Source organism: Bradyrhizobium sp. 4, assembly GCF_023100905.1.
GTDB lineage: Bacteria > Pseudomonadota > Alphaproteobacteria > Rhizobiales > Xanthobacteraceae > Bradyrhizobium.
Genome location: NZ_CP064686.1, coordinates 2,978,453 through 3,003,445 on the forward strand (window position 1 = coordinate 2,978,453; position 24,993 = coordinate 3,003,445).

Below are 24,993 nucleotides of genomic sequence, written 5' to 3' on the forward strand. Positions count from 1 at the left end.
GATTACGCCGCCGTCTGCTTGGCTTGAGAGGTGCCGATCACTTCGAGCAGGGCGGTGCCGGTGCGCCGAACATGAGCGCCAAGCAGGCGGCCGGCCGCTTCGCTGTCGCGGGCCTCGAGGGCTGCCAGGATATCGGCGTGCTCGTCGACCGAATTGCTCCAGCGGCGGTCGGCGCCGAGTGCGAGGTAACGCGCGCGTTCGGCGCGGGAGATCAGCGTCTCGTGCGCCTCGCGCAGCGGCGTGTTGCGGGCCATGCGGACAACGGTGTTGTGGATCTCGCCGTTGATGGCGAAGTACTCGTCGAGCTTGCCGTTGCGGTGATGGCCTTCCATGCGGATCTGAAGCGTGCGAAGTCGGGCGAGATCGCGCTCGGTGGCGCGCTCCGCGGCAAGCTCTGCGGCCAGCCGCTCGATGCCGGCCAGCGCCTCGAACAATTCGGAGATGCCGTCGACCGCGAGGCCCGCGATGCGCGGGCTGCGGTTGGGGCGCAGCTCGATCAATCCCTCCGCAGCCAGCACCTTCATCGCCTCGCGCAGCGGCGTGCGCGACACGCCGAGCTCCTTCGACAGCCTGGTTTCCTGGGTCTGCGATCCCGGCGGCAGCTCGCCGCGAATGATCATCGTCCGCATCCGCGCAGCCGCGCGCTCATGCAGGCCCATCCGCTTGAGTTTGGGCGACTTTCGTCCCGTAACCGGTTCGGATTTCTGCTGCACGCCGACCTTCCTGCTGACGTGCGATCGTAGCTAATTTCCTTCATATGACGTGCCCAAATAGAAGACGTATGTGGCTCAAAACACATGCATATCGAACAAATTGTATGCAGCATGCAGATTGTGGGTTGCGTGGACGGATGCGGACGCGGATGATCTTTTGAGGAAGCGGAGGAGCGCTTTCGCCGTAACGGAGCGACTGCGATCGATGTCGATTACGCGCAAACGCCTCGGCATGATTACGCCCTCCTCCAATTCGGTGCTGGAGCCCGTCACCAGTGCGATGCTCGCCGGCGTCGACGGCGTCACCGCGCATTTCTCGCGCTTCCGGGTCACCGAGATCGCGCTTGACGCCGCGGCGCTGAACCAGTTCGACGCCTCGGTGATGCTGCCAGCGGCGGACCTGCTGGCCGATGCGAAAGTCGATGCCATCGCCTGGAACGGTACGTCCGCAAGCTGGCTCGGCATCAGCCGAGACCGGAGTCTTTGCGCGGCAATCACGGCGCGCACAGGCGTGCCTGCGACAACGTCGACGCTTGCCTGCATCGATGCCGCCCGTGCGCTCGGCGCCAAGCGCGTTGGTCTCGTATCTCCCTATACCGATGACGTGCAGCGGCGGATCGATGACGTCTGGGCCGAAGAGGGGATCGCCCCACAGACGGAGCGGCACCTCGGACTGCGCGACAATTTCTCTTTCGGCGAGGTCGCGCCTGCGACGATTGCTGGCATGATCCGCGCCGTGGCGGCTGACGGCGCCGATGCTGTCGTCATCCTCTGCACCAACCTCGACGGCGCCGCGCTGGCGGCCTCGCTCGAACGGGAATTGAATGTCGCGGTACTCGATTCGGTGGCGGTCACGCTGTGGCGAACCCTGGAGCTCGCCGGCGGCGATACCGGTGCTCTTGCCGATTGGGGCCGGATCTTCCAGACATCGGCGGTCATCAAGTGATGGAGACTCCTGTGACGCAGTTCGATCTCGCCATTCGCGGCGGCACCATCGTGACGGCCAGCGACGAGTTCCGCGCCGATATCGGCATTCGCGGCGGCCGCATCGTCAGCATTGCTGATCATCTCAAGGGTGCTGCCCGCGAGATCGACGCGACCGGGCTGTTGGCGTTGCCGGGCGGGATCGACAGCCATGTCCACATCTCGCAACCGTCCGGCCCTGACGTGGTGATGGCCGACGATTTTGCGTCCGCAACGCGTGCGGCTGCTGCCGGCGGCAACACCATGGTCCTCCCGTTCGCGCTTCAGGAGAAAGGCGCGTCGCTGCGAGCCTGTGTCGAGAACTATCGCAAGCTCGCGGAAGGCGAGTGCTATATCGACACGGCGTTTCATCTCATCATCTCCGATCCGACAGCGGTCGTGCTCGGGCAGGAACTACCGGCGCTGGTCAAGGACGGCTACACCTCGTTCAAGGTGTTCATGACCTATGACGACCTCGTGCTCAGCGACAAGCAGCTTCTGGAGGTCTTCGAGGTCGCGCGCCGCGAGGAAGCGCTGGTGATGGTCCATTGCGAAGGCTACGACGCCATCCGCTTCCTGACCAACAGGCTGGAACGCGAGGGCCATATCGCGCCGTATTATCACGGCGTGTCGCGGCCACAGGCGGTCGAGCGCGAAGCCACGCATCGCGCCATCAGTCATGCCGAGGTGATCGGCGTTCCCATCATGATCGTGCATGTCTCCGGGCGCGAGGCGATGGAGCAGGTGCGCTGGGCCCAGCAGCGCGGATTGCCCGTGCATGCCGAGACCTGCCCGCAATACATTACGCTGACGGCCGACGACATGAAGGGCCTGAACATGGACATCACGGGCGCGAAATACGTCTGCTCGCCGCCGCCGCGCGATACCGAAAGCCAGCAGGCGATCTGGGAAGGCATCACGTCAGGCGTGTTCCAGACTTTCTCGTCCGATCACTGCCCGTTCCGTTACGACGATCCCAGGGGCAAGCTGACGCCGAACGGCCGCACCTCGTTCCGCTGGGTGCCGAACGGCATTCCCGGTGTCGAGACCCGGCTGCCGATTCTGTTCTCCGAAGGCGTGTCGAAGGGACGGATCAGCCTGCAGAAATTCGTCGAGCTGACCGCGACCAACCATGCACGCATCTACGGCCTCTATCCGCGCAAGGGCTCGATCGGTGTCGGCTTCGATGCGGATATCGTGCTGTGGGACCCCAAATTGAAGAAACCTATTCGGCAGGCCGATCTGCATCACGGCTCGGACTACACGCCATGGGAAGGGTTCGACGTCACGGGATGGCCGGTAACGACGATCGCCCGTGGCCGGATGGTGTACGAGCACGGCAGGATCGTCGGCGACAAAGGCGCAGGCGACATTCTCAGCCGCGGCAGGTCGAGCCTGATCTGATCGGGCTCAACACGTTGCTGCTCAACTGTGCCGCTCGTGCGCGGGGGCGATGGCCGTCTCAAGTCCGAAGATCATACCGGTCACATGTTCGTATCCAGCCTTCGCATGCGGCAAAACTAACCGCTCAATTCGGACAAGGTTGGCCGGCCGCCCGCCATAAGGCGACGTCCTTGACGTGATCCTCGAATCGCAGTTGCTGTCCTTAGTTGGAGAGACCGTCTCTAATTGGATCTGGTTGGGCCTCGGTTGCTGTAGGGGCCAGCATGGATTGGAGCGAGAGTTTAGGTTTTCCAATTGGTTAGAGAGCGACGTGTGCACGATGCGTGGACTGGGAAAATTCTGGAAAGTCCGAACGCCATTTGAGCGACCTCGATCTGAATCGCGCAAAGGGCTCTCGAAAGGGAGCAGGGCGGAATTTGCGCTCGATCTGTTTGTGTTTGGAGCCAAGACTGCGTCGACATCGCTGGTCAAGGGCAATACAGGCCGCGCGCGAGTGATTTCTGTCTGCGCCAGGACCTCGTATCCGCGAGGAAGCTCCGATTTGATCTTTCGATACTGTCCTTCTAGCCTCACGGTGACGTCTCCCTCGCACGGGTGGTGCGAACGCATGGACCGAGTTCGGGGCTGATTGCCTATGATCAGGCGGCCAACATGCAAAGACTTCGGCGAACTCGCCTACTACTCAGCATCACGCATCATCTACTTAGAAGTGGGCATGCGATGCAGGAATCCAATGCGACATTTAGCCTGGATTGACCGACTCGCCGGTCAAGGAACCTGCCGCAAGAATTCGCGCGTCTCGCGCTAATTGCCCTTTGGTCCGCGAACCTGCGCACTCTTTTCGGCGGTATCGCGAAATCGCGCTGCGCCCACCAATACGGTCAGGGCAATAGGCGTGGTTACCAAGCCAAGCCCGATGATCAGGATTTCGTGCAGCACGGGCCTGCTCTGAAGTACCGAAAAGCAAACGATCGAAGCAGCTGCAATGAATACGGTGCCCAGCGTCGTCCCGAGCGTCGGCGCGTGGACCCGCTCGTAGAATGTGCCGAACCGCAAGAGGCCCAGCGAACCGACGAGTGTGACGATGGCGCCAGCAAAAACGAGAAGTGCCGTGAGAGCAGCAGCCCAGGGCGGCAGGTGTTCGATGCCGTTCATTCGATCACCTCGCCGCGCAGCAGAAACTTCGCCAGCGCAACCGTACCCACGAAGCCGAAGAGGGCCATGGCGAGAGCCGCCTCGAAATAGAGCGTTTCGCCGGATCGAATCCCGAACGTCAGAAGCAACAACATCGCGTTCACGGACAGCGTGTCGAAGCCCAGAACGCGATCCTGTGCTCGCGGCCCCCGAAATATGCGAACCGCGCCACAGCCGAGAGCCAACACCAGAACTACCTGCGCGGCAACCAGCGCGTAGATCAGCAAGAGCTGGCTCATTCGAATATCTCCAGCAGATGGCGTTCGTAGCGTTGCTTGATCGTGCGGACCCACTCGGCTTCATCGACCAGGTCGAGAACATGGATCATCAACAACCCTTTCTGTGTATCGAAATTCACCCACAGCGTTCCGGGGCTCGAGGTAATGATGCAAGCCAGCAACGCCAGTCCATAGGGATTGCGCATATCGAGCGGAATGTTCACGAACCCGGATTTTCGCTGTCGGCGCCCAAAACCGAGAATGATCCGGCCAACCGCGAAGTTGGAGCGGATGATATCGATCGCCACCAATCCCAACAGGCGTAGGAGGACGCCGGGTCGCCTGACGCGCGTGCTTGGTAACTCCAGCACGGTGAGAAACCGCCCGCCGACGAGCGCGATCACACAACCGAGGAGGACATGTCCGACGGTGACTGCCTGATTGAGCAGTAGCCACAATGCGAGCAGACAGAAGCTCATCCGCGGAAAGGGCAGGAATCGCGTCATTTGCCGCCCGCCTTTCGGCTGCCTTGGGCGCTGATCTCCAGGACGTCGCTGATGTAGCCCGCCGGCGCGTGCAGCGATTGCGCCGTTGCCTGCATGAAGCGCATCACCGGACCGGCGAGCACTGTCTGGGCCGCGCAAATGATCAACAGGAACATGATGGGCGCCATCTCGATCAGGCGCACACGCGGCACGGTGCGATCTGGCGACGCCCACAAGGAGCGTATACCTGCTCGGGTCAGCGCGACCAACGCCGCAAAACTGGACACGAGGAGCGTCAACAAGAGCGCCCACCCACTGCCAGGAACGGCACCGCCCGGATGCATGCCTGAAGGATGAAGCGCCGCCGTCAGCAGCGCGAATTTGGCTATGAAACCCGACAGCGGCGGAAGCCCGGCGATGACCAGTGCGCACCCGATGAAGGCGACGCCGAGCAACCCCATCGTGGCCACAATGGCCGTGCCGACTTCCTCTTCGGTATGGTCCGCATCGTCGTCTTCTCCGTAAGCTTCTCGCGTGACGGCGATCACGTCAGCTCCGGGTTCGCGGCCGCGCTCGATGAGTTCGGCCAGAAGGAAGAACGCGCTGATGCCGAGGGTCGAGCTGACCAGGTAAAACAGTGCTCCACCGGTGACACTGACTTGCCCGGTCCCCGTGGCTGCCAACACAGTTCCGGAGGATACGAGCACCGAAAAGCCGCCGAGACGGGCGGTGTCCTGGGATGCCAATGTGCCGATTGCTCCGAAGGCGATCGTCGCCAACCCACCCCATAACAGCCAGTCACTGCCGAAGCCCGCTGACGCGCCACTGCCCTCACCAAAAAGCAACAGCGATAGACGCAGGATGATATACACGCCGACCTTGGTCATGATCGCAAAGATCGACGCCACCGGTGGACTCGCGGCTGCGTAGGCCGTCGGCAGCCAGAAACACAGGGGCCACATGCCGGCCTTGAGCAGGAAGGCCACGGCCAGCATGCCGGCGCCTGCTTCGAGCAAACCGCGGCTCTCCGCGGCGATTGCAGGTATCCGCGCCGAGAGGTCCGCCATATTGAGCGTCCCGGTGACGCCATAGATCAGGCTGACCCCGATCAGGAACAATAGAGACGCGACCAGATTCATGACGATGTAGTGCAACCCAGCCTTCACCCGTGCGAGACCGGAACCATGCAGCAGAAGTCCGTACGAAGCGGCCAGCAACAACTCGAAGAAGACAAACAGGTTGAAGAGATCGCCGGTCAGGAAGGCACCATTGAGGCCCATCAACAGAAACTGAAAGAGCGGATGGAAATGCGCGCCTGTCCGGTGCCAACGGGCAAGAGAGAACACAACTGACGCCAGCGCCAGGATGCTGGTCAGGAGCAGCATGAGCGCGGAGAGCCGATCGAGAACGAGGACAATTCCGAACGGAGCAGGCCAATCGCCCAGGCGATAGACTTCCCTGATTTCGGGGTGACCCGAATTAGACATTCCGAGCAAGATCACCGCGACACAAACGAGTGCAACCGTTATGGCCACGTTGACCGCAGCCACGATGTTGCGGTGCCGCTCTCCATTCAAGAGCAGCATGCCTGCGCCGGCAAGCAGGGGCAGGACGATGGGCGCAACGACCAGATTTGCAATTCCGCTCACGCCTCGGGCTCCTGACCGTCGACGTGATCGGTGCGAGCCAGGCCGCGCGACGCGAGGAGAACGACAAGGAACAACGCGGTCGTCGCAAAACTGATGACGATTGCAGTCAGTACGAGCGCCTGTGGTAGCGGGTCAGCATGTTTCGTTGGATCCCCGATCTCCTTTGCGATCAGCACCGGCGCTCCCGTCCGCACCCGTCCCATGGCCACGATGAAGAGATTGACGGCGTAAGAGAGCAACGAAAGCCCGATGATGACTTGAAACGTGCGCGGCCTGAGGATCAGCCACACTCCGGACGCCGTAAGCGCACCTATGCCGATGGCCAGGCTAAGCTCCATTACACCAACTCCTCTTTCGCTCGCTCATCGGGCGCGCGTTGCCCCGCCTGGAGCGGCACGCCATAGCGACGCAGCGATTGATGCGCGATTGCGATGAGCATCAAGACCGTGGCGCCGACGACGAGCGAGAACACACCGATATCGAAAAGAAGAGCGCTGGCCGTGGGGACGCGACCGAGCAGAGGCAGTTCGGCATATGCAAAGTACGAGGTCAGGAAGGGGTGTCCGAAAACGCAGGCTGCAGCTCCCGCAAATCCTGCCAGCAAGAGGCCGAAACCCATCCAACGCACCGGCATGACGTGAAGACGAGCTTCCACCCACACCGTGCCGCGAGCCATATACTGCAGGATGAACGCCGTTGCCATTGCGATGCCGGCGACGAAGCCGCCGCCTGGAAGGTCGTGCCCGCGCAAGAGAAGGAAGATGGCCACGACGCCGATCACGGGAAACAGCAAGCCCATCATCAATGCCGCAGTAGCCAGCGTGTTTTTGGCAGTGTCGCCCTTCTGTCGATCGGGATGAGCCTCGTCGTGGGCATCCTGGACATGCTGCTGTTCGGGAACGGGAATGCTTTCGGGGGCCGGGCGGAAACGGCGCAAAAGCGCAAAGACGGTCAGCGCGACGACCGCAAGCACCGTGATCTCGCCGAGCGTATCGAACCCGCGAAAATCCACCAGGATGACGTTGACCACGTTAGTTCCGCCACCCTTCGTGTATGCGTTTTCCACGAAGTATCGCGAAATGCTGTGATTGTCCGGGAGCTGCATGGCTGCCAGCGCAAGGGTGGCCAAACCGAGCCCGGCGAGGAGCGCGATGGAGAAGTCGCGAACGCGGTGCCACCGAATGCTGTCGGGCGCCTCGGCCGGGCCTGGTCGCGCAATGCGTTTCGGCAGCCACCGCAAGCCGAGCAACAGGAGAACCGTCGTAACCGTCTCAACGACGATCTGCGTCAGCGCGACGTCGGGAGCGGACAACCAGACGAAGCTGACGCAGGTGACGAGACCCGCGGTCCCGAGCAGTATCAGCGCCACCACCCGATGAAATTTGGCCTGGACCGCGGTTCCCACCGCGCAACCAACGCCGACCACCCAGAGTAATCCAAAGACGAGGTCGAATTCCCTCTCTGACGGTCCCGTCAGCGAGAGGCCGCGGGCGTAGAGGGGCAGCAGGGCAGCGACGAACGCCACGCCAGCCAACAGTCTCAATTGTGGTTGGAGACGCCTCGTGCCGAGATTTGTGGCGAGCCATCGTGCAAGCCGCCAGGACAATGTCACCAACACCCAGTCAAATATCCGCTTGCCATTGATGCGACCGAGCAAGGGCGGTCCCTCATGCGAGAGCAGGTAGGACCGCAGCATGACGTAGACGCCCAAACCGCCAGCCATCGCTACGATGCTCATCAGAAGTTCAGGCGTAATTCCGTGCCAGAGACGAAGGCTGTACTCCGGCATCGCGGAGCCGAGAACCGCCCGGGCAGCCGTATCGAGGATCGGCGCCACAGTGAGAGCCGGCGCGACGCCGACGATGAGGCATGCCAGCACGAGCAGTTCGGCCGGAAGTCGCATCAACAGTGGCGGCTCATGTGGAACGCGTGGCAAGCCGGTTGGAGCCGGGCCGAAGAACACGTCGCGAATGAAGCGCAGCGAATAGGCAACCGTGAACGTGCTGGCGAGAGTGACGATGTACGGCAGCGCCTGATCGACGAGGGAATTGTCATGGACCTCGATCGTCTCGGCAAAAAACATTTCCTTCGACAGAAAACCGTTCAGCAACGGCACTCCCGCCATTGCTGCGGCAGCCACCATGGCCAGCGTCGCCGTAATCGGCATGAAGGCCCATAGCCCGCTAAGGCGGCGGATGTCGCGCGTGCCGGTTTCGTGATCGATGATGCCGGCCGCCATGAACAGCGATGCCTTAAAGGTCGCGTGGTTCATGATATGGAAAATCGCCGCGATCTGCCCGAATGGGGTGTCAAGTCCGGTCAAAAGTGTGATCAGCCCGAGATGGCTGATCGTCGAGTAGGCCAGTAGCCCTTTCAGATCCTGCTGGAACACGGCGAGAAACGCGCCCAGAAAAAACGTGATCAGGCCGATCGAGCCCACCAGCCACAGCCATTCATTCGTTCCACCCATTGCCGGCCAGAGCCGCACCAGAAGGAACACTCCGGCCTTCACCATTGTTGCCGAATGGAGATAAGCGGAAACGGGAGTTGGAGCGGCCATCGCGTGCGGCAGCCAGAAATGAAACGGGAATTGGGCGCTTTTTGTGAGAGCGCCGAGAAGGATCAGAACGAGTGCGGGGACATAAAGCGCGTGCGAACGGATCGCGTTTCCGGAAGCCAGCACCTGCTCCAGGTCATAGCTGCCGACGATGTGTCCTATCAGCAGCACGCCGGCGAAGAGGCAAAGCCCACCCGTCGACGTGATCACCAGCGCCATCCGCGCGCCGTCTCTCGCCGCCGCGTTGTGGTGCCAGTAACTGATCAGCAGGAATGAAAAGAGACTGGTCAGCTCCCAGAAAAAAACCAGTTGGAGCAGGTTGCCGGAGAGCACGATTCCCAGCATTGCTCCCATGAAGGCGAGCAGCAGGGAGAAGAACCGCGGAACGGGATCACTGGGTGACATGTAGTACCGGGCATACAGCACCACCAGAAAGCCGATGCCGGTGATCAGCATGGCGAAGGCCCATGCGAACCCGTCAAGCCTCAGCACAAATGCGAGTCCAAGTTCAGCGACCCAGTCCGTTCGCCACCCGACAACGCCGCCATTCGTCACGTTCGGATAAGCCGCGCCGATGAGGCAAAAAGCTGTAAGTGCGACCGCTCCAGCGAGCCATGCCTCAGCGTTGCGTGCATTGACCCGCAAGAGTGCCGCAATAAAGCTTCCTGCGAAAGGAAGGACGAGAACGGCAAGCAGGAACATTTGCGTTCATTGCCCCAGGCTGCGAGGTGGAGAGATGCTTTCGCTGATCCTCAATTGCTTAGCCGAGGCGGATCGATATCTCCACTGCTAGATTTAGCGCCGTTGTGATGGTTTGGCCCGGAAACCGCCATTCTGGCGGACACTGGCTCCGCAATCGAGCTGTTCAGATCCAGTGTGGAAGGGTGCCAGTCGCGGCGGCAACGAGGGCCGCGAGAGCGCCGAGCAACGCGTAGAATCCGCAGAGCGCGATACCCGCCAGCCACTCATCTCGACCGGCTCGGTGTCCTCAGCGGGGCTGACCTCGGAGCGGTACGCATGTCATGGCGCCCGTTCAGTGTTCCATCGCCAGGTGCAAGCGATCGATGCCGACTATAATAATGGTTCGGCAGAAGTACGGCTCACATTCATGTCAAACCGCCGCCCAGGCCTACCGGTGCGACAAGAGCGATCGCCTGCAGCAACGCCAGCTTGGCCATCCCACGCGGTGCAAACTTCGACACACGTTCTTGCGCAGCTGGGTGGACCCGCGTGATTGTCCGCCCCTCTCACTTCAATGACGCTCCTTTGTCCCCTCTCGATATTTCGTGTGCACAGGTGCTGTGCGGTTTCGTCGCAATGTTTTCAGAGAAATGAACTACTATAGTTAGAGCATCATGGCTTATGTCATCGACATTGATGCGCGCACCGCGCGTTTTGCTCTTCACGCCGGCCGCCTCCAAGCAGGCGGCTAGCCGGACGGTGTTCGCGCCGTCCGGGCTCTTTTCCAGCTTTCGTGACCTCCACTCGAGAGGTCGTCTTGAAGCAGAAGGAGTGCGCCGTGCTGCCTCTTCCAAAAATCGCACTGACCTCATCAGACTATCCGCGGCTCGAACAGCTCGCCCGTCTCGCCGTCCAAAAAGGAGATTTGGACGGGATGTTCCTCATGGGCGAAATCAACCGCGCCGATATCGTCCCGGACGAAGCGGACAACGTCCGTCCTTTCGTGACGATCGGATCATGGGTCACCCATTGCACGAATTGGGGCGTTCCGCGTCGCACCGTGCAACTGGTCTGGCCCGAGGAGTGCTGGTCGGATCCCGCCTGCATTTCGGTGTTGACCCCACTGGGTACAGCTTTGATCGGACTGCAGGTCGGCGACCAGATGCCGTACTTCGTCGCCGGATGCCTGAATGTCGTCAGGGTCCAAAGCCTGACCCCATCGGATTCAAAGGTCGTCCCACTCTTCCGGAGAGGGACGAGGCGGTCAGGCAACCCTTTCGACGACGACCCCGGACCAACTGCAGCATAGGAGCGACCAATGCGCAATTTCGAAGCTGAGAGCCGGCAAGAACAGCCGGCGTTGCCACCGATCAAGATCACTGAGGACGAATCACGGCGCCTCAGTTCCTTGGCCAATTCGAGCATGGATCTGTTTCCGCGAGTGGCCCATTTTCTGGCTCGAGAGATGGAACGTGCCACGGTGACGGACGAGAACAACTTGCGAGGCGTGATCAGGATGGGGTCGAAAGTGACTTATCGCGACGACGAGACGGGTGCGAGCCGAGAGGTCGTGCTGGTCTATCCGCATGAGGCAAACATCGAGCTCAATCAGATCTCGGTCCTGACGCCTGTTGGAGCGGCCTTGATCGGCCTATCGCCGGGGCAGCGGATCGACTTCGAGACGCCCCACAGGCGCACCAGGGGCCTGACCGTTCTCGCTGTGTCCGAATAAGCCCTCGCGTTTAGTCCGATCGAACATCGCCGCCTCTACGAGGTGGGGGCGCCGTCCCGAGGCGTCGCGCCCGGATGTGGGCGTGTTTTTTGATTGGATTCGATGGACCGGATTGCCTGCGACGGAGGTTGCTGCCGTGCAGCAAGTCACTCGCCGTAAGCTTCGCGAATCAGCGCCCGGCACGTTCCGGCACCGAACTCAGACGAGCCACTCGGGGTTTGGCATTGTTCAGGAACGCCTCCTCGCTCTTCGCCGTTGACCCTCGTTAGACACACAGCGGAAACAGCCATGAAGAACATCAGTGCCGGCCAGATCGCGCTGTTGGTTGCTCTGGGAGCCATGTTGATCCTGACCGGCGTTTGGGCTGTCTCGATCTGGGGAGCCAGCAGTGGGGTCGAAATGGGCAAGCACGGCTGGATCGCGCTTGGGCTCGGAGCTTTCTTCTCGCTGGTTATCGGCTGCGGGCTGATGGCCCTGATGTTCTTCAGCAGCCGCAGCGGCCACGACGATGTCGCCGATCCCTTCCGTCGGCGGAGCGGCGAAGACAGATAGTCGGGTCCGCGAGCGAGCAGGGGGTAGTCACCCTAGCTTGCTGCCAGCGTTGCCAGGAACTGCTCCAGCGACGGCTGAGCGGCTTTCTGCATCTTGTGCAGATCCTCGGGCTTGAGGTTTGTATAGCGTTGCAACATTCGCCAATCCTTATGGCCCGTCACCATAGCGACCTGCTGTATTGAGAAACCCGCTTCGAAGAGTCTGCTTGTCCCTTCGTGACGCAAATCGTGAAAGCAAAGATCATCGATATCGATCGCGTTGCAAGACCTGCGGAAAGCGGCCCCGACGGACTTCGAGTGGTAAGGAAATACGCGCCCGAGACCGCGCGTCAGAATGCGTTGCTCCAGCATGATCTGCCACGCAGCATAGTCTGTCGAATTTAGGAGAGGGACGATTTGATGGTTTCCGTCCTTGCACCTCGGATTTTTGCGGTCGCGAATGGTGACAGTTCGCTTTGTCATACCGACATCGGACCATTCGATCCGGCAGATCTCGGCTTGGCGCATGGCCTGCGCAAGATCGTCGAGGTGCAGCGCGATCAAATCGGAAAATATTCGAGGCTGCTCAAAAGGCCGGGAGCGTCGAATTGGGGTGCCGCGGTCGATTGAACGCTCGAACATCCAGTGCCCACTCTTCCGCATCACGCCGCCGGACGAAGGTGTTTGCGACGTACTCGTTCTTCCTCCTGACTTGAACGCGCCAGCTGCCCAACTTGCGCTTCGTAAAGGTCGGCATTGCGTGTGCACTCCACTCCGATTTCGTGTGCGCTACGTGTGCACCGGGAGATCAAACGCGGTACAAACGTGTGCAATTTGGGGTGCACACGTGTGCACTTGTTCCTGCTCTAGTCTATTGTAAGGATGGGATAACTACTTGGAATATCAAGGCTATCGCTTTTCTGTGGCGCCCATGATGGATTGGAACGAGAGTTCAGTATTTTCAGTTGGTTAGAAGGCGGCGTGTGCGCGACGTGTGCACCGGAAGATCAAGAAAAAATACATTGACGGCAAGCGTGGGCGATCACGCCTGAGGCAATTTGACGTCTGCAGAAGCTCGCGCGCCTGGCGCTCCGATTTTCACAGTGGGTGAATCCACCAGCGAAGTTTCTCAGAGCAGCTGAGTCTTAATCAGCGGGTCCCAGGTTCGAGCCCTGGTGCGCCCACCAAACTTTTCAATAGCTTAGGGGTTTCTCGCGGACGTCATTCCGACAGACGGCCGATGGCTATTCCGACAAACCGGCTGTTTTTGTTCTTTCCTCTCGCCGCTTCTTGGTGCCTGAAATTAGCTGTTTCCGTGTGCGCTTTGCATAGGTCGGCAATTGCCGCGATGACCGGTGGGCCCGGCCGCTCTCAGCTCAGCGTCCGTCAGATCGCTGTCAGCCCCCTCGGTAAAGCCGCCGTGGCGGAACGAAGTGAATGACAGCTCTTCCCGTAGACTGGCCGCCCGAATGATCTTTTTCACGACCTCCCGCAGATATCGAAGATCCTGTCGCTCCGTAATCCATGGCAGCGGAATAGGTGATCTCCGGTGCTTATGATCACGCCGCAAAGCCAGCCCGGAGACGATGCCTTGCTTGATGTCGTCCAGTTCTGCCATCAGTTCGGGAAACAAGGTCTCGCCGGTCTCGTCAAAGAGGGGCCAGGCAAGCTATTTAGAAAGGTTTGAAGGTCTTCTATCGGTATCCACAGGAGGCGGCAGCGTTCGCAATTTTCTCCCGCTGCGCCTCCCACTTTTTTCAAACTGAGCTTGCGCGATCGATCACGTTCACTATGTCACGCGCAAGCCTATTTACGCTGTGGGGATCCCGCAGGTGTCGCAAGGAGGGACTCCTTACGCAATTGAAGAGCAGCGAGGCAACGGCGTACTGACGATCAGCGCCTATGTGCGCACCTCCGGATTGAACTTCCCGCCTCAAGTCGAGGCTCTCGCGGGGAGTGATCCAGGCACATCGTATCGATTCGTGAGTCGTAGAGGCGGCTATGATCAAAGCAGCGGGACTTGAGCGAGCCGACTTGTACTATGCCCTTGAGACGTACATTGCTAGGCTACTTCAGGCGGGCTTGGTGGCGTTGAGACAATCCTCGTCTGCGACGCGGGCCAAGGCATGGTAGCGACAGGATCGCTCTAAAAGTTGCCATGCGGGCTCGGCAAGTCGATAGGCGAGGGAGTCTTACATCGGATCTTTGTGTGCTGATCGGACAGATGCCGCAAGGCTTCTTGCACGAGAGCTACTGAACGGCAGAGACGTTGCAGAAGAGAACTCAAATCGGCTGACGTGACTTCTTCACAGTGTAGGCTATCGACCGAAACGATCCGACCGATGAGCTGGTCAATCGGTTCGGTGACGCATGGCAAGCCTTTTTCCATGTCCTCGCAAGTAATTTTGGGCGAGCTGCAACGAATGTGCCCATCCGGAGCGACCGTTGCTATGAACTCTGCATATCTTAATATTGTTGTCTCAACGATCGAGGCCGGCAGCTCTAGCGCACAAACCACGTCTCCGGTCTCACCGCAGCGATAGCCAGCCCGGTACGATATCGGGCCCAAGGGGCCGCTGGCTTCAACTGCGAAGAATGCTTCGAAGGTGTTGGCCATCTCGTCGTTGTTCCTGGTCGGATAAACCAAAGTGGGGTTGGCTAGTCATAAGCTGTAATCGTAGCGACCGATCTTACATACTATAGTTGATAAACTTGCATTGTGTAATCGAATTTGTTTCCGCGCATGGATATGCGCAGGCTGGTCGGCCAAAATGTCAAAAGAATCCGACTTGAGAAGAAGCTGACTCAAGAGCAGTTCAGCGATATGTCCGGTTTTAGCCAGCAGTATCTAAGTGGGCTCGAGTCTGGGCGCCGTAATCCGACTGTTGTGACCTTGTACGAAATTGCAAAGGCACTGGGAGTCAGTCATTTGGAGTTGCTGGAGCCGCAGACGTCTCGGCAGAAGCGCAGCGGCTGAAGTCAAGTTCCTTGTATTTCCCTACCGGCTCATCCCGAACGGTTCGTTGGCTGCTTTTGTCACATGGGCCCAAGTTTGCCGAAGCTTGACCAACATGGCGCTCGGGCTGTCCATCTCGGTGCTGGAAGGCCCCGCAATCCGAAATGCACAACTGGCCTATCTTCCGGATTCCTCCTCGAATCGCTTGAGCGACCATTCCAGCTCACCGCTGCTACAAAGACTGAAAAGGATGGGATCCTTGTCAAACGAGTAACTCGCTTGCACCTCGCCTACGAGGGCGAGTGCCTTGCGGACCAAGGATGGGAAGAACTTATCGATTTTTTGAAGAGCATGGTCGAGCGTCCTCTCATGCAGGTAAACCGTGTCGTCCTTCCATTCTGTCCGGTCCTTCCGGTATAGCTCAGCCAGGGACTCGACTGTCCATTTGTCTTCAAGATAGAGCGACGCCATCCGGCAGGACTCGTACAGCGCCCGGAACTGGAGGTGCTGTTCGGTCTGCACTCCATGAACACGTCGCGGTTTTGGTTCATCCTTATGAACTCGCCGAAGGCGTCGACGTGACTGATCAGGCTTGTGATGTGAAACGAGAAGTGGTCGTGTAGGCGTTCTCGCGTATAAAGCCGGCGCAGCATTTCTAAACCGTTCTCGGATGTCAGCGAGAGCGCGTCCACTAGCGCGAAGCTGATGGTCTCTTGACTGGCAAGTTTGTCGTAGTCCCGCCGGAGCGCCTCCTTGACAGGGACGAAGAAGATGTTTTGGGCAGAGAGATCGGCGACGAACAGAAACATGGGTATGGGAAGGCCGAGCCAGTAGGCGGCGGTTGACGTCTTTACCGAGGGGGATCTGGCAATACGACCACCGTCCTCAGACGGTTGCCACTCGATACTTCGGACGCCTTTGAGTTGGCCGGACAGCAAATGACCGGTGATTTCCACGAGCTCGATGTAAGCATCAATACCGTAGTCCCGCTCAGATACCTCACGAACGATCCATTCCTGGGGTGCAAGGCTTTGGAGCAGCCGCCAAGAGCCGGCTTCGGTTACATGGGTGTTCGTCCGTTTTGGAAAGCGTAGCTTCATCCCCGTCCGCCGTGCGTAGAAGGCCCGTATGAGCGTACGAGCGGCTTAGGTGTCATCATCACGGCCCCGGCCATTCAACGCGTGAGGACCGCTTCGGACCGATAGAGCGCTTCTTCATAGAACGTTTCTGCGGCCAAGATCCTGCCAACACGGCAGATGGCAAATTCCCTTGAACAAAGTCGGCGCAGGCGCAAAGGACATCCTGCAAAGGCATACGGGCTGGTCCTTTGACACTGCATTCCCAGACTGTCAGCACCCGCCAGCGACCGCCGCGAAGGGCATCGTACGTCTTGCTGTCGCGCTTACGGTTCGCCTCTATTTTCGCACGCCAGAACTCGCTGCGTGTACCGGGCAAGAAAACTGCAACTGGAGCGGTAGGTGTAAGTATGTGATACATCTGATTATTATCAATTCACTTGCAGATTTGCAGGATTTGCAATCACTCCGGTTTTCTTCGGATCACTTCGAAAATCCGTATGGGTTGCAAATCTGCAAATCGGTCTCGAAGGAAGGTTTGCAATGCTTGATCTAGACACGATTGAAGAGGTCGACGACTGCGATGGCGAGGCGCTGCACGTCTATGGTTGCGACCCATCCACTGGTGAGTGGTGTTGGCAATGGGTGCCCGTTGAGATGCTGCTTGAAGCTGGACGGGGCGACCTGGTGCCGTGGTTGCAAGGGTAGGCGGAGGGGTGCCAACACGCTCTCCAGTCATTCAAACAGGGACCGACGCCCCCAGCCTCCCTTCCGCGCGTGCAAAACCGGAGGGGAAACATGGTCGGGTAGGGGCCGGCTCAAAGTCCAAGCCGATCTGCTTCCTGCAAACCAGCCGTCCAGCCACGCGTAAATTTTATTCCGCGTTTGATTATTTATCAAAACCCGCCAGCTGTACGGACATTCCAGCACTTGGCCGCAGAAGCCGCACTAATCAGTAGAGCCGATAACGGCAAGGTCAGCAGCACCATCGTCACGAGGTTTCCATGAAAAAACATACCCCACTCGAGTCCCGCCTCGCTCGCGCCGGCAGGCGCTCTGATTTGCGACTCCTGCAAGATTACGCTGCGCCAAACGCGCCTTCGGCCTGGATGCCCGCGAATGATAACGAAGTTGGTGGCACCCAGGTTGACCGGATCGTGGAAATCCGACCGTCGCCTGACGAAATGGTTCGGCTCGCCGCGAAGGACGCTATTCGCGCGCGCGACGGATATGGTCCTATCATTGCGGCGGAGCTTGATGCGCCGATGCGGGCGCCTGCGCATTGACAGCCGTGGGCAGATCACCGCCTGGCTCGGATCTGACGGGCGCTGGCATGACACTGCGGAGTTGTTTAGGCAGCCCAAAGGCAAGCGCCGAAAGACAGATGAAGAGCGGCAGGCAGATAACGACAGACACCTTTCCCTTCCGGCCACGGGCGCGTTTCCCGAGGTCGAGCGCGGCTCGGAAGGCCAAGACTATCGGCGCAATCGCGCAGCCCGCTGGGCGCAGACATTATCCGCATGCAACGATAATAGGCGCCGGGAGATTGACCGCCTTGGCGTCGGCGGCGGGCACGCGTTTGGGGAAGCTTGGGCCAATGCGGGGTTGCCGCCGGCCTGTCGTATTCCAAGGTACACGACTGCCATCGCCCCGGGCGCCGAGTTTCTAGGATATCGCCAGCACGGCAGCGTCACCGCGACGCCGGGCAGCTTCGTGGGGCCGGCGGGTGGGCCAGAGGATGCCTTTATCGCCGGCTTAGATGCACCGCAACTCGCTGCCGCACTGGCGGTCCATGCGGCGGTTTTGGAGGCTAGTCTAGATGGCCGGACAGCCCGCGAGATAGCCGCCGCTAATAGCTGGGGAAATACCAAGGTCGGCGAGCGCAAAGCCGTGGCAGCGCAGGATCTAGCTTGGAGGCGCTGGCTGCGATGGAGAAAAAGCTCGCGGCCTAGCAATGAAACCATGGTCGCGCCTCATTTGAGACTGGAATCGCCGATCAGCATCTCCCGCGCGCTAGAGCGGGGGAGACTGCGAGACGTGGCGAACCAGCGGCGACGTAACGTCTATGCTGCGCAGATATTGGTCGACGGCAGTTCTGTGCGGTGCAAGGTCCGCCATCTCACGGATTCCTCTGCAATCGTTCAAATCGATAGCGCGCCTTTCGTGCCCGCGGCTTTCGGCCTGCGCGTTCCAAGTGCTGGCTTGAATATTGATTGCTCGGTTGTATGGCGTGATGAGCGCCGTCTCGCTGTGAAGTTTCTGAACTGACCGCCAGTGTTTTGTAGACGCGCGTCCGAACGCGAACGCCCTGATATTCAGAAACAGCTCGGTGGGCGGGGAGCGCTGGGCGAATGGTACCGGTTCGAGTGGCGGAGTTGCACGGTGACGAGGCCGACAGCGCGCCGATGCTGAGCAAGCAAGCGGCGGCCCCGCGCAAAACTGGCCGACGTCGAGACCGCATTAGAATTTGTTCGGCGTCGTCTGGAGGATGCTAGGGGCGCGGCATCAGTGGCGGTGTGTGCGGCCGTGCCGCCCGAGGATGCGAAACGCGTCAAGGCGATGGTTGCTGCTGTGGAGACATTCAGACTGCGCGTGACGATACGATGCGATGATCGATGATCTGGTCGCGAAGGATGTTGCGTGGACGAGCTTGGCGCCGAAGGGGGAGGGGTGATTCAGGCTCTCAGAAGTTTCGCCCCGCGCGCCGGCCGCACAGTCACAGAGTTTAGGCCGCAAGTTTTCAGATTATTTTCCAGGCCGCGCAGACGGCCAACAGGAACACGTACGGACACAATGACGCCCGCAAACGATAACGGCCCCATTCAGGCCGACGACTTCACCGACCCTTGGCGTCCGCCGTGCTGGTTGGCAAACACCATGCCTGACCTCAAGATCCTCCTGGTGCAGCTGCGCGCGGCTGATGTGTAGATGACGGCCCTGGAAGCCTCGCCAGGAACGCTGGCGCGCTCGCGCAGGAAGGTTTAACCTTCCTGAACCCCATGTTCGAAATTCCCGCCCGCGGGGCGTCTCGTGTTTACAGCCAACACCGCGCTGCAGCGCGTCGTCCTGGACCAAGCCTCTGAAAGCGTTCCGCGACGCGAGATCGCCGCGCGCCCACATGCGTACCTGACGATCTCAATAGAGGCCACGGATGCGAGATACGCGCGGAGGCGCTGGGGCAGGCCGGACGTGACCGCCTGCCGCAAGCGTCTACCACGCGGCGCGGTGCCAGGCGGGGGGCCGCGTGAATTTTCAGATCACTGTCCTGAAGATCCTGGTGAGCTACCCGGACGGCTTTGCCGTAATGGACGATCTCAAGCGCGATATGGCGATCCTGGCAACCAGCGGCCCGGATTGGGCCGACCGGACCAAGCGGCTAGCCGCGCGCGTGCCTGGCTTGGACATCTTCTCGCAAGGTCTCGTTGTGCGCGAAAGTGGCGGTTGGAAGATCACCAGCGAGGGGCGGGCCGTGTTGGAGCTCATGGAGGCGCGCCGCGTCACCGACGAACCACTCAACACCGCTCCTGCCGAGAACGCCGTTGTGCAGGTGCCGCCTCTGCGGCTCTCGGCCGATCGGGGCAAGCGCAGGAGCGAGCGCCGTCAGCGCCGCCGTGCGGCTCGCGAGCAGGCTCGAAATGCGTCTTGAGCTATGATGCGTTTTCGAGCTCGGCCCCATCTCCTCGATCGGCCGAAGAGAAAGCCGCCGGTGTTGCTCCGGCGGCTCGGGATAGTCGCGGACTGTTGAATGCCTTCCCAGCCCCAAGCGTGCCGCCGTTACCTTGTTTGCGGCCATGCCACCCCGCTCTACCGAGCGCGTTCGGTTCGGCCATCCGGGTGGCGAGTTGTGCACGGGATCCTTACAGAGTAAGGCGCGCAACGAGGTGGACGGGAGCAGAATCCACGCGGTTCGGAACACCGCAGCCCACACCTCAGCGGTGGTAGTCCATGCCTCCCGGGCAACTGGGTTTGTCGAGGATATGATCGAGGAAGTGATATTGAAATTACCGATCGAGCCTTAGGTGTTCCTCCTGAAGAACGCTCTATCACGTCGCGTTCTCTAGCCGTTCGGCGGCCGTTCTCGTTGACGTTGAAAATACAACCTGGAATCGCGATTGCGGTTGTATGAGAGAACGCCCGGGAACGCCGCTTCGGCTCCCCGGTTGGAGAGTCGTGAATAAGGTAGGTAGACTGCCCCGCCGTCGGCTCCCAACACCGGCGGCGGGCTTTTTGTGAGTTGCGTCAGTGGCAAAGCGTACCAAGGCTCCGGCCAAGAAGCCGCGAGCTTCCATGCCGGGCTTTATCAGCCCCCAGCTTGCGACCCTGAAGATGAAAGCGCCTTCGGGGGCTCACTGGATTCACGAAGTCAAATACGACGGCTATCGCATCCAGCTTCACATCGACCGCGACGACCGGAAGGCTTTCTCCAGGAACGGGCACAACTGGGTCAATCGGTTCTCGGTTATTGCTGGTGCCTTCGACATTCCGGGTCAGGCCATCGTGGACGGCGAGGTGGTGGTCATCCACGAAGGGCGGACCAACTTCTCAGAACTTCAGGCGGACCTCGGCAGGGGCGACCAGGACCGGCTGGTTTACTTCGCCTTCGATCTTCTATGGCTGGACGGTAAGGACCTTCGCAGAATGGCTCAGCTTGCCCGCAAGGAGCTGCTGAAGCAGCTGATAGACGAGAACGGGCTGGAAGCACCGATCTTCTACAGTGAGCACCATGAAGGTGATGGGCAGGCGCTGTTCGAGGCGGCCAGCAAGCTGAACTACGAGGGCATCATCTCCAAGCGGGTTGATGCGCCGTACCGCTCGGAGCGGGTTGAGGCCTGGCAGAAGATCAAGACCGTCCAGCGCGAGAAATTCTCCGTCGTTGGCTTCGTCAAGGACCCCTCCGGCGTCGCCGCGCTCTACCTCGGTAAGCAGGAAGGGAAAGAGCTGCGGTACATGGGGAAGGTCGGGACGGGCTGGAGCCGGACGAAGTCGGCGGAAATCCGCAAGGCGCTTGATACTGTCGCCAGCCCGAAGCAAAAGCTCACCAAGCCCATCAAGAAACCGAAAGCCACCTGGGTCGAGCCGAAATTCTACGCCGACATCGAATACCGCGACATCACCTCGGAAGGCCTGCTGCGGGCCAGTTCGTTCAAAGGGTTATCCAAAAAATAGCTCACGTACATTCGACGCCATCGCATGCGGGCTACTGATGCCTCCGCCTGGGCGATGAAGACGCGGTGGCGTTGATGCGCCAAGGATCCAAGCAGACGGGTTCTATTGAAGCCTCTCACCATTGCTCACCAAAGGCAGGACGAGCCCACTACGGGGACGCGAGCAGGGCTCCTGCTCGAGCGCACCCATAACGCAGATTAAGCGATCAGCGCGGAGGCGCCAGCTTCATGCGCAGCGGTAGGAACGGGGCGCAGCAGGTCAAGTTTTCCAAGCATATGCTGCAACCTCCCCAGACTAGGCCTCCGTCGTCCGGGAGGCCTTCCTTTTGGGAACACAGCCGTCTTACGGGCGTTTTCCTCGCCAGTGAGTGCAGTACCGGCATGCCGGATCGCGTAACCCGAGCGGTAAAAGAAGCCCAGGCCATCCTGGCTCGCTATGTCGAGCCTGGGCCGAGGGACGCCGAAAACACGATCAATGACCTGCTGGCCGTTCTCGACGATGAGCGCCTTGTACAGGCGATGGAGGAGGAAGATGAGCGACAGTCTCACCAAACGGGACCAGCGCGACCGTAGCAAAATCAACATGCATGAAGACTTCGAGGTCAAGTATTGGACCAAGGCGCTTGGTGTCTCGAAGGACGAGCTGCAGAAGGCCATCGACAAAGTAGGCAATTCGGCCGCCGCCGTTCGCAAACAATTGGCGGTGTAACCGAGGCGCGCGGTATGCTTGCGATCTATGGAGCAGGGCCCGCGCGCTTTTCATGCCATGACCAATCCCAACTGTCCCATCTGCTTTGGCTTAGGCTTTGTCTGCGGACCGGGCATGGAGCGCAGAGCTCGGCTGCCAGTGTGGTGCCGGTGACCCGTGCAATGGCGCTAAGCAGAGCCTACTGACTGCCTACCTGGAGCCCGCGGAGACATGGTGAAAAAATGAGGGCGGTCACAGCGCCCATGAGCAGCGTACGCTAATGCGGCATGTCGTCCCCTGTTTGAAACGTGCCAACGTCGCAGTCACAAGTTTTCAGCACTTCGCGGAAATGTTCGGAGATGCGCACGTTGATGCAAGGGCAGGGTTTAGGTTGGAGAACAGCCATGCGAAAGCTTTCCTTGGCACTTGTTGCCACGCTGCCACTCATTTCGATACCCGCTGCCGCGCAGCAAACCGGCGCGACGTCTCAGGCTGGTGTGAACCAAAACGTGCAAACTGAAGCCGACAAAGGCATAAAAACCCGCAACTCCGGTGAATCTGGCTATGTCGCCAATCAGGACAAGCCCGGCGCCGCTTCCCATGCGCCCGGGGAAACAACCAGCACGGCAGGAACGACAACCGGAAGCAGTACACCGAACGATCAACCAAACATCAACAGTTCGCAGGCCGACTACAATGCTTCCCTAAAGGACGGCTCCGCGCCGAAAAAATAGCGAAGCGAGACTGCTTGGAGAACAGGGCGTGGAAGTTTCGAAGCACAATGGAGATCGCGCGTGACGCCAACGCCATAAGAACTGAAAGTCGCCATGGGCGGTTGGGGTCTCGAGCAAATGGGTCGCCAATTAGGCCTTCGATCCGAGGGTAAAGAGTTGTCGGCCTTAGACGAGAGCGAGATGGCGCTGGCACGGCGGCACGTGGCCGTGGAGGCTCTCGCTGCGATGGAGATAGAGCTCGTGGCCAATGAAACCATGATCCAGCCTCATTTGAGACTGGAATCGCCGATCAATATCTCTCGCGCTAGAGCGGGGGAGACTGGGGGACGTGGCGAATGGGCGGCGACGTAACGTCTATACTGCGCAGATATTGGTCGAGGGCAGTCCTGTGCGGTGCAAGGTCCGGCACCTCACGGATTCCTCTGCGATCGTCCAAGTCGATAGCGCGCCCATCGTCCCCGCGGCATTTGGGCTTCGCGTTCCATGTGCTGGCTTGAATGTCGATTGCTCCGTTGTATGGCGTGATGAGCGCCGTCTCGCTGTGAAGTTTCTGAACTGATCGCAACGTCTTTGTCGACGCGAGCCCGACGGTCTTGATATCCAGGGATGCTGATCCCGAGGTGACGTGTAAAACTCAGCGCATTCGATCCCGCGCGCGTCGTTTCTTACCGGCTTGGTGCCGTGAAGCGGAGTCGTCCTACGCAGGTGAGGCCTGAGGGGGTTGCCGTATTCCGACAAGACATCAAAATTTTGTTGCGGCCCTCACGACCTATACGAGTTCAAGGACCTAAGGATCGCAATCGCCGCCGCTCTCGGGCGATCAAAGTTCCGCGCATCTCCGCTGGATCGCGAGCCAAGGTCGTTGATCGTCTGCGAGGTTGAGTCGCCCGACGTCGCGCTCGAACTGCGGGCGCGGCTTCTGAAGGAGATTGGGAAGCGGCGCCTATACATGAAAGGCTCTGAATGAAGAGCCTGACGACCTTCTCGATTATTCTTTCGCACCTGCCACAGAACGTCTCGTCGCCGAACAACATGGTTTGCGACTAACAACGAGACGGCGGATACGGCAAGCACGACGACAAGAAGATCCAAAATCATCCGAGCCTCAAACTCTCAATCACTTCACGGGGGCACCCGAAGTCGCCGAGCACCGCGCGCGGCTAATGAGCGGATGGAAATCAGTCCTGAGCTAATGCCTTCCGGCAGATCAAAAGTGATGGCAGCCGCAGCCAAATAGCGCGCCACAGCCCTACGTCCCGGCTTCTAATAATACCGATTTAAATAGTCTGAATTAACCAAGTCGATTTCGCAAGCGCCCGTCAGTTCCTTTGAGGGAACCTCGGCCAAAAAAACTATTTTCGAAAAGCGGAAATACGTATATTAGTATTCTATTAATCTATCTTTTTTGCAGGATCTGACTGATTTGTGAGGGGCCAATGGATGCTTTTTGTAGCCCACGTCGCCGCCATTTTTCTGAGGAGCTCCAAAAGCTAAACGACTTGATGCTGGAGGTCCAACGGTTGCGCAGGCGCGTTGCGCTAGCAGAGATCCAACTCCAAAAGCGGGCGGTCGCTAAGAAAGCCCCCCTTGCGACAAGGCGAGCCTTTAGGCTCGTCGTAGATGCGGGCGTCGGAGAGACGGCCATTTCTACGTAATTCTTTTCTTGGGAGATTCCAATGAGCGTGGCTCTTCCCTATGTCGGACTTGTAGTGTGTTTCGCAGTATCGGGTTGGCTTACACTTACTTACATGCTTTAGCCCCCGCCCGGCGGTCGCCCCTGTTCGTTGCTCAATGACACCGAGTAGCGGTTTCGACCATGTGTTGACCACTCCGAGAACGCCATCGACGAAAGCCAGGCAATCCTCGTCGGCTGTGACCGCGAGCAGCGATTGTGGAGCCCGTGGCCTCAAAGCCGCTAGCACCAGCCTTGCTTTTGTCTGAGTTCCAGTATTGTTTTTAGCTTTGGGAAAGGGAGACGTTACGTGGCTATGGGGACAGTGAAGTGGTTTAATCCGACGAAGGGTTACGGGTTCATTCAACCTGACAACGGCGGCAAGGACGTCTTCGTCCATATTTCGGCGGTTGAGAAAGCCGACTTAAGCAGCCTCAATGAGGTAGCCAAGGTCAGTTTTGACGTCGTGAACAATCGCGGAAAAGACTCGGCGGAAAATCTGCGCGTCGGGTGAGCCCTCCAAACGCGCCGTGAAGATAGGCGCCACACAAAAGGCCGCAGCGGCGGACCACTGCG

Annotated in this window: 23 protein-coding genes; 13 read left to right on the forward strand and 10 right to left on the reverse strand. The window is 59.7% G+C overall.

Features of this window, described 5'->3' with window-relative positions:
• Nucleotides 1-2 precede the first annotated feature (2 nt).
• Entirely contained in the window at nt 3-713 is a 711-nt protein-coding gene (locus IVB45_RS13585) for a GntR family transcriptional regulator (protein WP_247359635.1), read from the reverse strand.
• Between the two features lie 205 nt (nt 714-918).
• Between IVB45_RS13585 and IVB45_RS13590 the strand changes: the two genes are divergently transcribed.
• The gene (locus tag IVB45_RS13590) at nt 919-1,659 is read left to right on the forward strand and encodes an aspartate/glutamate racemase family protein (RefSeq protein WP_247359634.1); all 741 of its coding nucleotides are present in this window, start codon (nt 919-921) and stop codon (nt 1,657-1,659) included.
• Nucleotides 1,660-1,670: 11 nt separating this feature from the next.
• Nucleotides 1,671-3,080: a dihydropyrimidinase gene (gene hydA / locus IVB45_RS13595; RefSeq protein WP_247359633.1), complete on the forward strand. Its 1,410-nt coding sequence runs from the start codon at nt 1,671-1,673 to the stop codon at nt 3,078-3,080.
• Nucleotides 3,081-3,884: 804 nt separating this feature from the next.
• Here hydA and mnhG read toward each other — a convergent pair.
• The 6 genes from mnhG to IVB45_RS13625 are packed head-to-tail and all read right to left on the reverse strand — an operon-like array spanning nt 3,885 to nt 9,885.
• Nucleotides 3,885-4,235: a monovalent cation/H(+) antiporter subunit G gene (gene mnhG / locus IVB45_RS13600; protein WP_247282395.1), complete on the reverse strand. Its 351-nt coding sequence runs from the start codon at nt 4,233-4,235 to the stop codon at nt 3,885-3,887.
• Nucleotides 4,232-4,513, reverse strand: a complete 282-nt coding sequence (locus IVB45_RS13605; RefSeq protein WP_247282396.1) for a K+/H+ antiporter subunit F — start codon at nt 4,511-4,513, stop codon at nt 4,232-4,234. The genes mnhG and IVB45_RS13605 overlap by 4 nt, the downstream gene beginning before the upstream one ends.
• Nucleotides 4,510-4,998, reverse strand: coding sequence for a Na+/H+ antiporter subunit E (locus tag IVB45_RS13610; RefSeq protein ID WP_247282397.1), 489 nt, complete (start codon nt 4,996-4,998; stop codon nt 4,510-4,512). The genes IVB45_RS13605 and IVB45_RS13610 overlap by 4 nt, the downstream gene beginning before the upstream one ends.
• Nucleotides 4,995-6,626, reverse strand: coding sequence for a monovalent cation/H+ antiporter subunit D (locus IVB45_RS13615; RefSeq protein WP_247359632.1), 1,632 nt, complete (start codon nt 6,624-6,626; stop codon nt 4,995-4,997). Before IVB45_RS13615 ends, IVB45_RS13610 begins: the two co-directional genes overlap by 4 nt.
• On the reverse strand, nt 6,623-6,964 hold the full coding sequence (locus tag IVB45_RS13620) for a Na+/H+ antiporter subunit C (RefSeq protein ID WP_027569389.1): 342 nt from the start codon (nt 6,962-6,964) through the stop codon (nt 6,623-6,625). Before IVB45_RS13620 ends, IVB45_RS13615 begins: the two co-directional genes overlap by 4 nt.
• Nucleotides 6,964-9,885, reverse strand: coding sequence for a monovalent cation/H+ antiporter subunit A (locus tag IVB45_RS13625; RefSeq protein ID WP_247359631.1), 2,922 nt, complete (start codon nt 9,883-9,885; stop codon nt 6,964-6,966). Before IVB45_RS13625 ends, IVB45_RS13620 begins: the two co-directional genes overlap by 1 nt.
• A 796-nt stretch (nt 9,886-10,681) precedes the next feature.
• On the opposite strand from IVB45_RS13625, the gene IVB45_RS13630 reads away from it, so the two are divergent.
• From IVB45_RS13630 to IVB45_RS13640, 3 genes are all read left to right on the forward strand, one after another.
• Entirely contained in the window at nt 10,682-11,173 is a 492-nt protein-coding gene (locus IVB45_RS13630; RefSeq protein ID WP_247359630.1) for a GreA/GreB family elongation factor, read from the forward strand.
• 9 nt (nt 11,174-11,182) lie between these two features.
• Complete coding sequence (rnk, locus tag IVB45_RS13635) at nt 11,183-11,596, forward strand: nucleoside diphosphate kinase regulator (RefSeq protein ID WP_247359629.1); 414 nt, start codon at nt 11,183-11,185, stop codon at nt 11,594-11,596.
• A gap of 288 nt (nt 11,597-11,884) precedes the next feature.
• A complete protein-coding gene (locus IVB45_RS13640; RefSeq protein WP_027569393.1) occupies nt 11,885-12,148 on the forward strand; it encodes a hypothetical protein in 264 nt (87 codons plus the stop codon).
• Nucleotides 12,149-12,180: 32 nt separating this feature from the next.
• Here IVB45_RS13640 and IVB45_RS13645 read toward each other — a convergent pair whose 3' ends face one another.
• Both IVB45_RS13645 and IVB45_RS13650 read right to left on the reverse strand, forming a co-directional pair.
• On the reverse strand, nt 12,181-12,768 hold the full coding sequence (locus tag IVB45_RS13645; protein WP_247359628.1) for a site-specific integrase: 588 nt from the start codon (nt 12,766-12,768) through the stop codon (nt 12,181-12,183).
• A 661-nt stretch (nt 12,769-13,429) separates the two neighbouring features.
• Nucleotides 13,430-13,759 (reverse strand): hypothetical protein, encoded by a 330-nt coding sequence (locus tag IVB45_RS13650; protein WP_247359627.1) that lies wholly within the window; start codon nt 13,757-13,759, stop codon nt 13,430-13,432.
• A gap of 1,110 nt (nt 13,760-14,869) precedes the next feature.
• On the opposite strand from IVB45_RS13650, the gene IVB45_RS13655 reads away from it, so the two are divergent.
• Entirely contained in the window at nt 14,870-15,103 is a 234-nt protein-coding gene (locus IVB45_RS13655) for a helix-turn-helix transcriptional regulator (protein ID WP_247359626.1), read from the forward strand.
• Nucleotides 15,104-15,372: 269 nt separating this feature from the next.
• Here IVB45_RS13655 and IVB45_RS13660 read toward each other — a convergent pair whose 3' ends face one another.
• Nucleotides 15,373-16,182 (reverse strand): DUF4365 domain-containing protein, encoded by an 810-nt coding sequence (locus IVB45_RS13660; RefSeq protein WP_247359625.1) that lies wholly within the window; start codon nt 16,180-16,182, stop codon nt 15,373-15,375.
• Between the two features lie 519 nt (nt 16,183-16,701).
• Between IVB45_RS13660 and IVB45_RS13665 the strand changes: the two genes are divergently transcribed.
• The 7 genes from IVB45_RS13665 to IVB45_RS13695 all read left to right on the forward strand — a co-directional run bounded on the left by IVB45_RS13665 (nt 16,702) and on the right by IVB45_RS13695 (nt 24,931).
• Nucleotides 16,702-16,866 (forward strand): hypothetical protein, encoded by a 165-nt coding sequence (locus IVB45_RS13665; protein ID WP_247282405.1) that lies wholly within the window; start codon nt 16,702-16,704, stop codon nt 16,864-16,866.
• A gap of 411 nt (nt 16,867-17,277) precedes the next feature.
• Nucleotides 17,278-18,426 carry a hypothetical protein gene (locus tag IVB45_RS13670; RefSeq protein WP_247359624.1) on the forward strand — a complete coding sequence of 383 codons (1,149 nt, stop codon included), beginning with the start codon at nt 17,278-17,280 and terminating at the stop codon, nt 18,424-18,426.
• A 976-nt stretch (nt 18,427-19,402) separates the two neighbouring features.
• Nucleotides 19,403-19,804: a hypothetical protein gene (locus tag IVB45_RS13675; RefSeq protein WP_247359623.1), complete on the forward strand. Its 402-nt coding sequence runs from the start codon at nt 19,403-19,405 to the stop codon at nt 19,802-19,804.
• Between the two features lie 596 nt (nt 19,805-20,400).
• Nucleotides 20,401-21,324 (forward strand): non-homologous end-joining DNA ligase, encoded by a 924-nt coding sequence (gene ligD, locus IVB45_RS13680; RefSeq protein WP_247359622.1) that lies wholly within the window; start codon nt 20,401-20,403, stop codon nt 21,322-21,324.
• A gap of 531 nt (nt 21,325-21,855) precedes the next feature.
• Nucleotides 21,856-22,032 carry a DUF3606 domain-containing protein gene (locus IVB45_RS13685; RefSeq protein ID WP_247359621.1) on the forward strand — a complete coding sequence of 59 codons (177 nt, stop codon included), beginning with the start codon at nt 21,856-21,858 and terminating at the stop codon, nt 22,030-22,032.
• A gap of 383 nt (nt 22,033-22,415) precedes the next feature.
• A complete protein-coding gene (locus IVB45_RS13690) occupies nt 22,416-22,745 on the forward strand; it encodes a hypothetical protein (protein ID WP_247359620.1) in 330 nt (109 codons plus the stop codon).
• A 1,982-nt stretch (nt 22,746-24,727) separates the two neighbouring features.
• Nucleotides 24,728-24,931, forward strand: a complete 204-nt coding sequence (locus tag IVB45_RS13695) for a cold-shock protein (RefSeq protein WP_247359619.1) — start codon at nt 24,728-24,730, stop codon at nt 24,929-24,931.
• The last annotated feature ends 62 nt before the right edge of the window (nt 24,932-24,993 follow it).

Excerpts from the sequence above, each read along its gene's own strand:
- IVB45_RS13670 (WP_247359624.1), top strand. The coding sequence starts at position 17,278 with ATGATAACGAAGTTGGTGGCACCCAGGTTGACCGGATCGTGGAAATCC.
- IVB45_RS13655 (WP_247359626.1), top strand. The coding sequence starts at position 14,870 with ATGGATATGCGCAGGCTGGTCGGCCAAAATGTCAAAAGAATCCGACTT.
- IVB45_RS13605 (WP_247282396.1), bottom strand. The coding sequence starts at position 4,513 with ATGAGCCAGCTCTTGCTGATCTACGCGCTGGTTGCCGCGCAGGTAGTT.
- IVB45_RS13610 (WP_247282397.1), bottom strand. The coding sequence starts at position 4,998 with ATGACGCGATTCCTGCCCTTTCCGCGGATGAGCTTCTGTCTGCTCGCA.
- IVB45_RS13690 (WP_247359620.1), top strand. The coding sequence starts at position 22,416 with ATGCGAAAGCTTTCCTTGGCACTTGTTGCCACGCTGCCACTCATTTCG.
- IVB45_RS13620 (WP_027569389.1), bottom strand. The coding sequence starts at position 6,964 with ATGGAGCTTAGCCTGGCCATCGGCATAGGTGCGCTTACGGCGTCCGGA.
- IVB45_RS13685 (WP_247359621.1), top strand. The coding sequence starts at position 21,856 with ATGAGCGACAGTCTCACCAAACGGGACCAGCGCGACCGTAGCAAAATC.
- IVB45_RS13665 (WP_247282405.1), top strand. The coding sequence starts at position 16,702 with ATGCTTGATCTAGACACGATTGAAGAGGTCGACGACTGCGATGGCGAG.
- IVB45_RS13625 (WP_247359631.1), bottom strand. The coding sequence starts at position 9,885 with ATGTTCCTGCTTGCCGTTCTCGTCCTTCCTTTCGCAGGAAGCTTTATT.
- IVB45_RS13640 (WP_027569393.1), top strand. The coding sequence starts at position 11,885 with ATGAAGAACATCAGTGCCGGCCAGATCGCGCTGTTGGTTGCTCTGGGA.
- IVB45_RS13590 (WP_247359634.1), top strand. The coding sequence starts at position 919 with ATGTCGATTACGCGCAAACGCCTCGGCATGATTACGCCCTCCTCCAAT.
- rnk (WP_247359629.1), top strand. The coding sequence starts at position 11,183 with ATGCGCAATTTCGAAGCTGAGAGCCGGCAAGAACAGCCGGCGTTGCCA.
- IVB45_RS13645 (WP_247359628.1), bottom strand. The coding sequence starts at position 12,768 with ATGTTCGAGCGTTCAATCGACCGCGGCACCCCAATTCGACGCTCCCGG.
- mnhG (WP_247282395.1), bottom strand. The coding sequence starts at position 4,235 with ATGAACGGCATCGAACACCTGCCGCCCTGGGCTGCTGCTCTCACGGCA.
- IVB45_RS13660 (WP_247359625.1), bottom strand. The coding sequence starts at position 16,182 with ATGAAGCTACGCTTTCCAAAACGGACGAACACCCATGTAACCGAAGCC.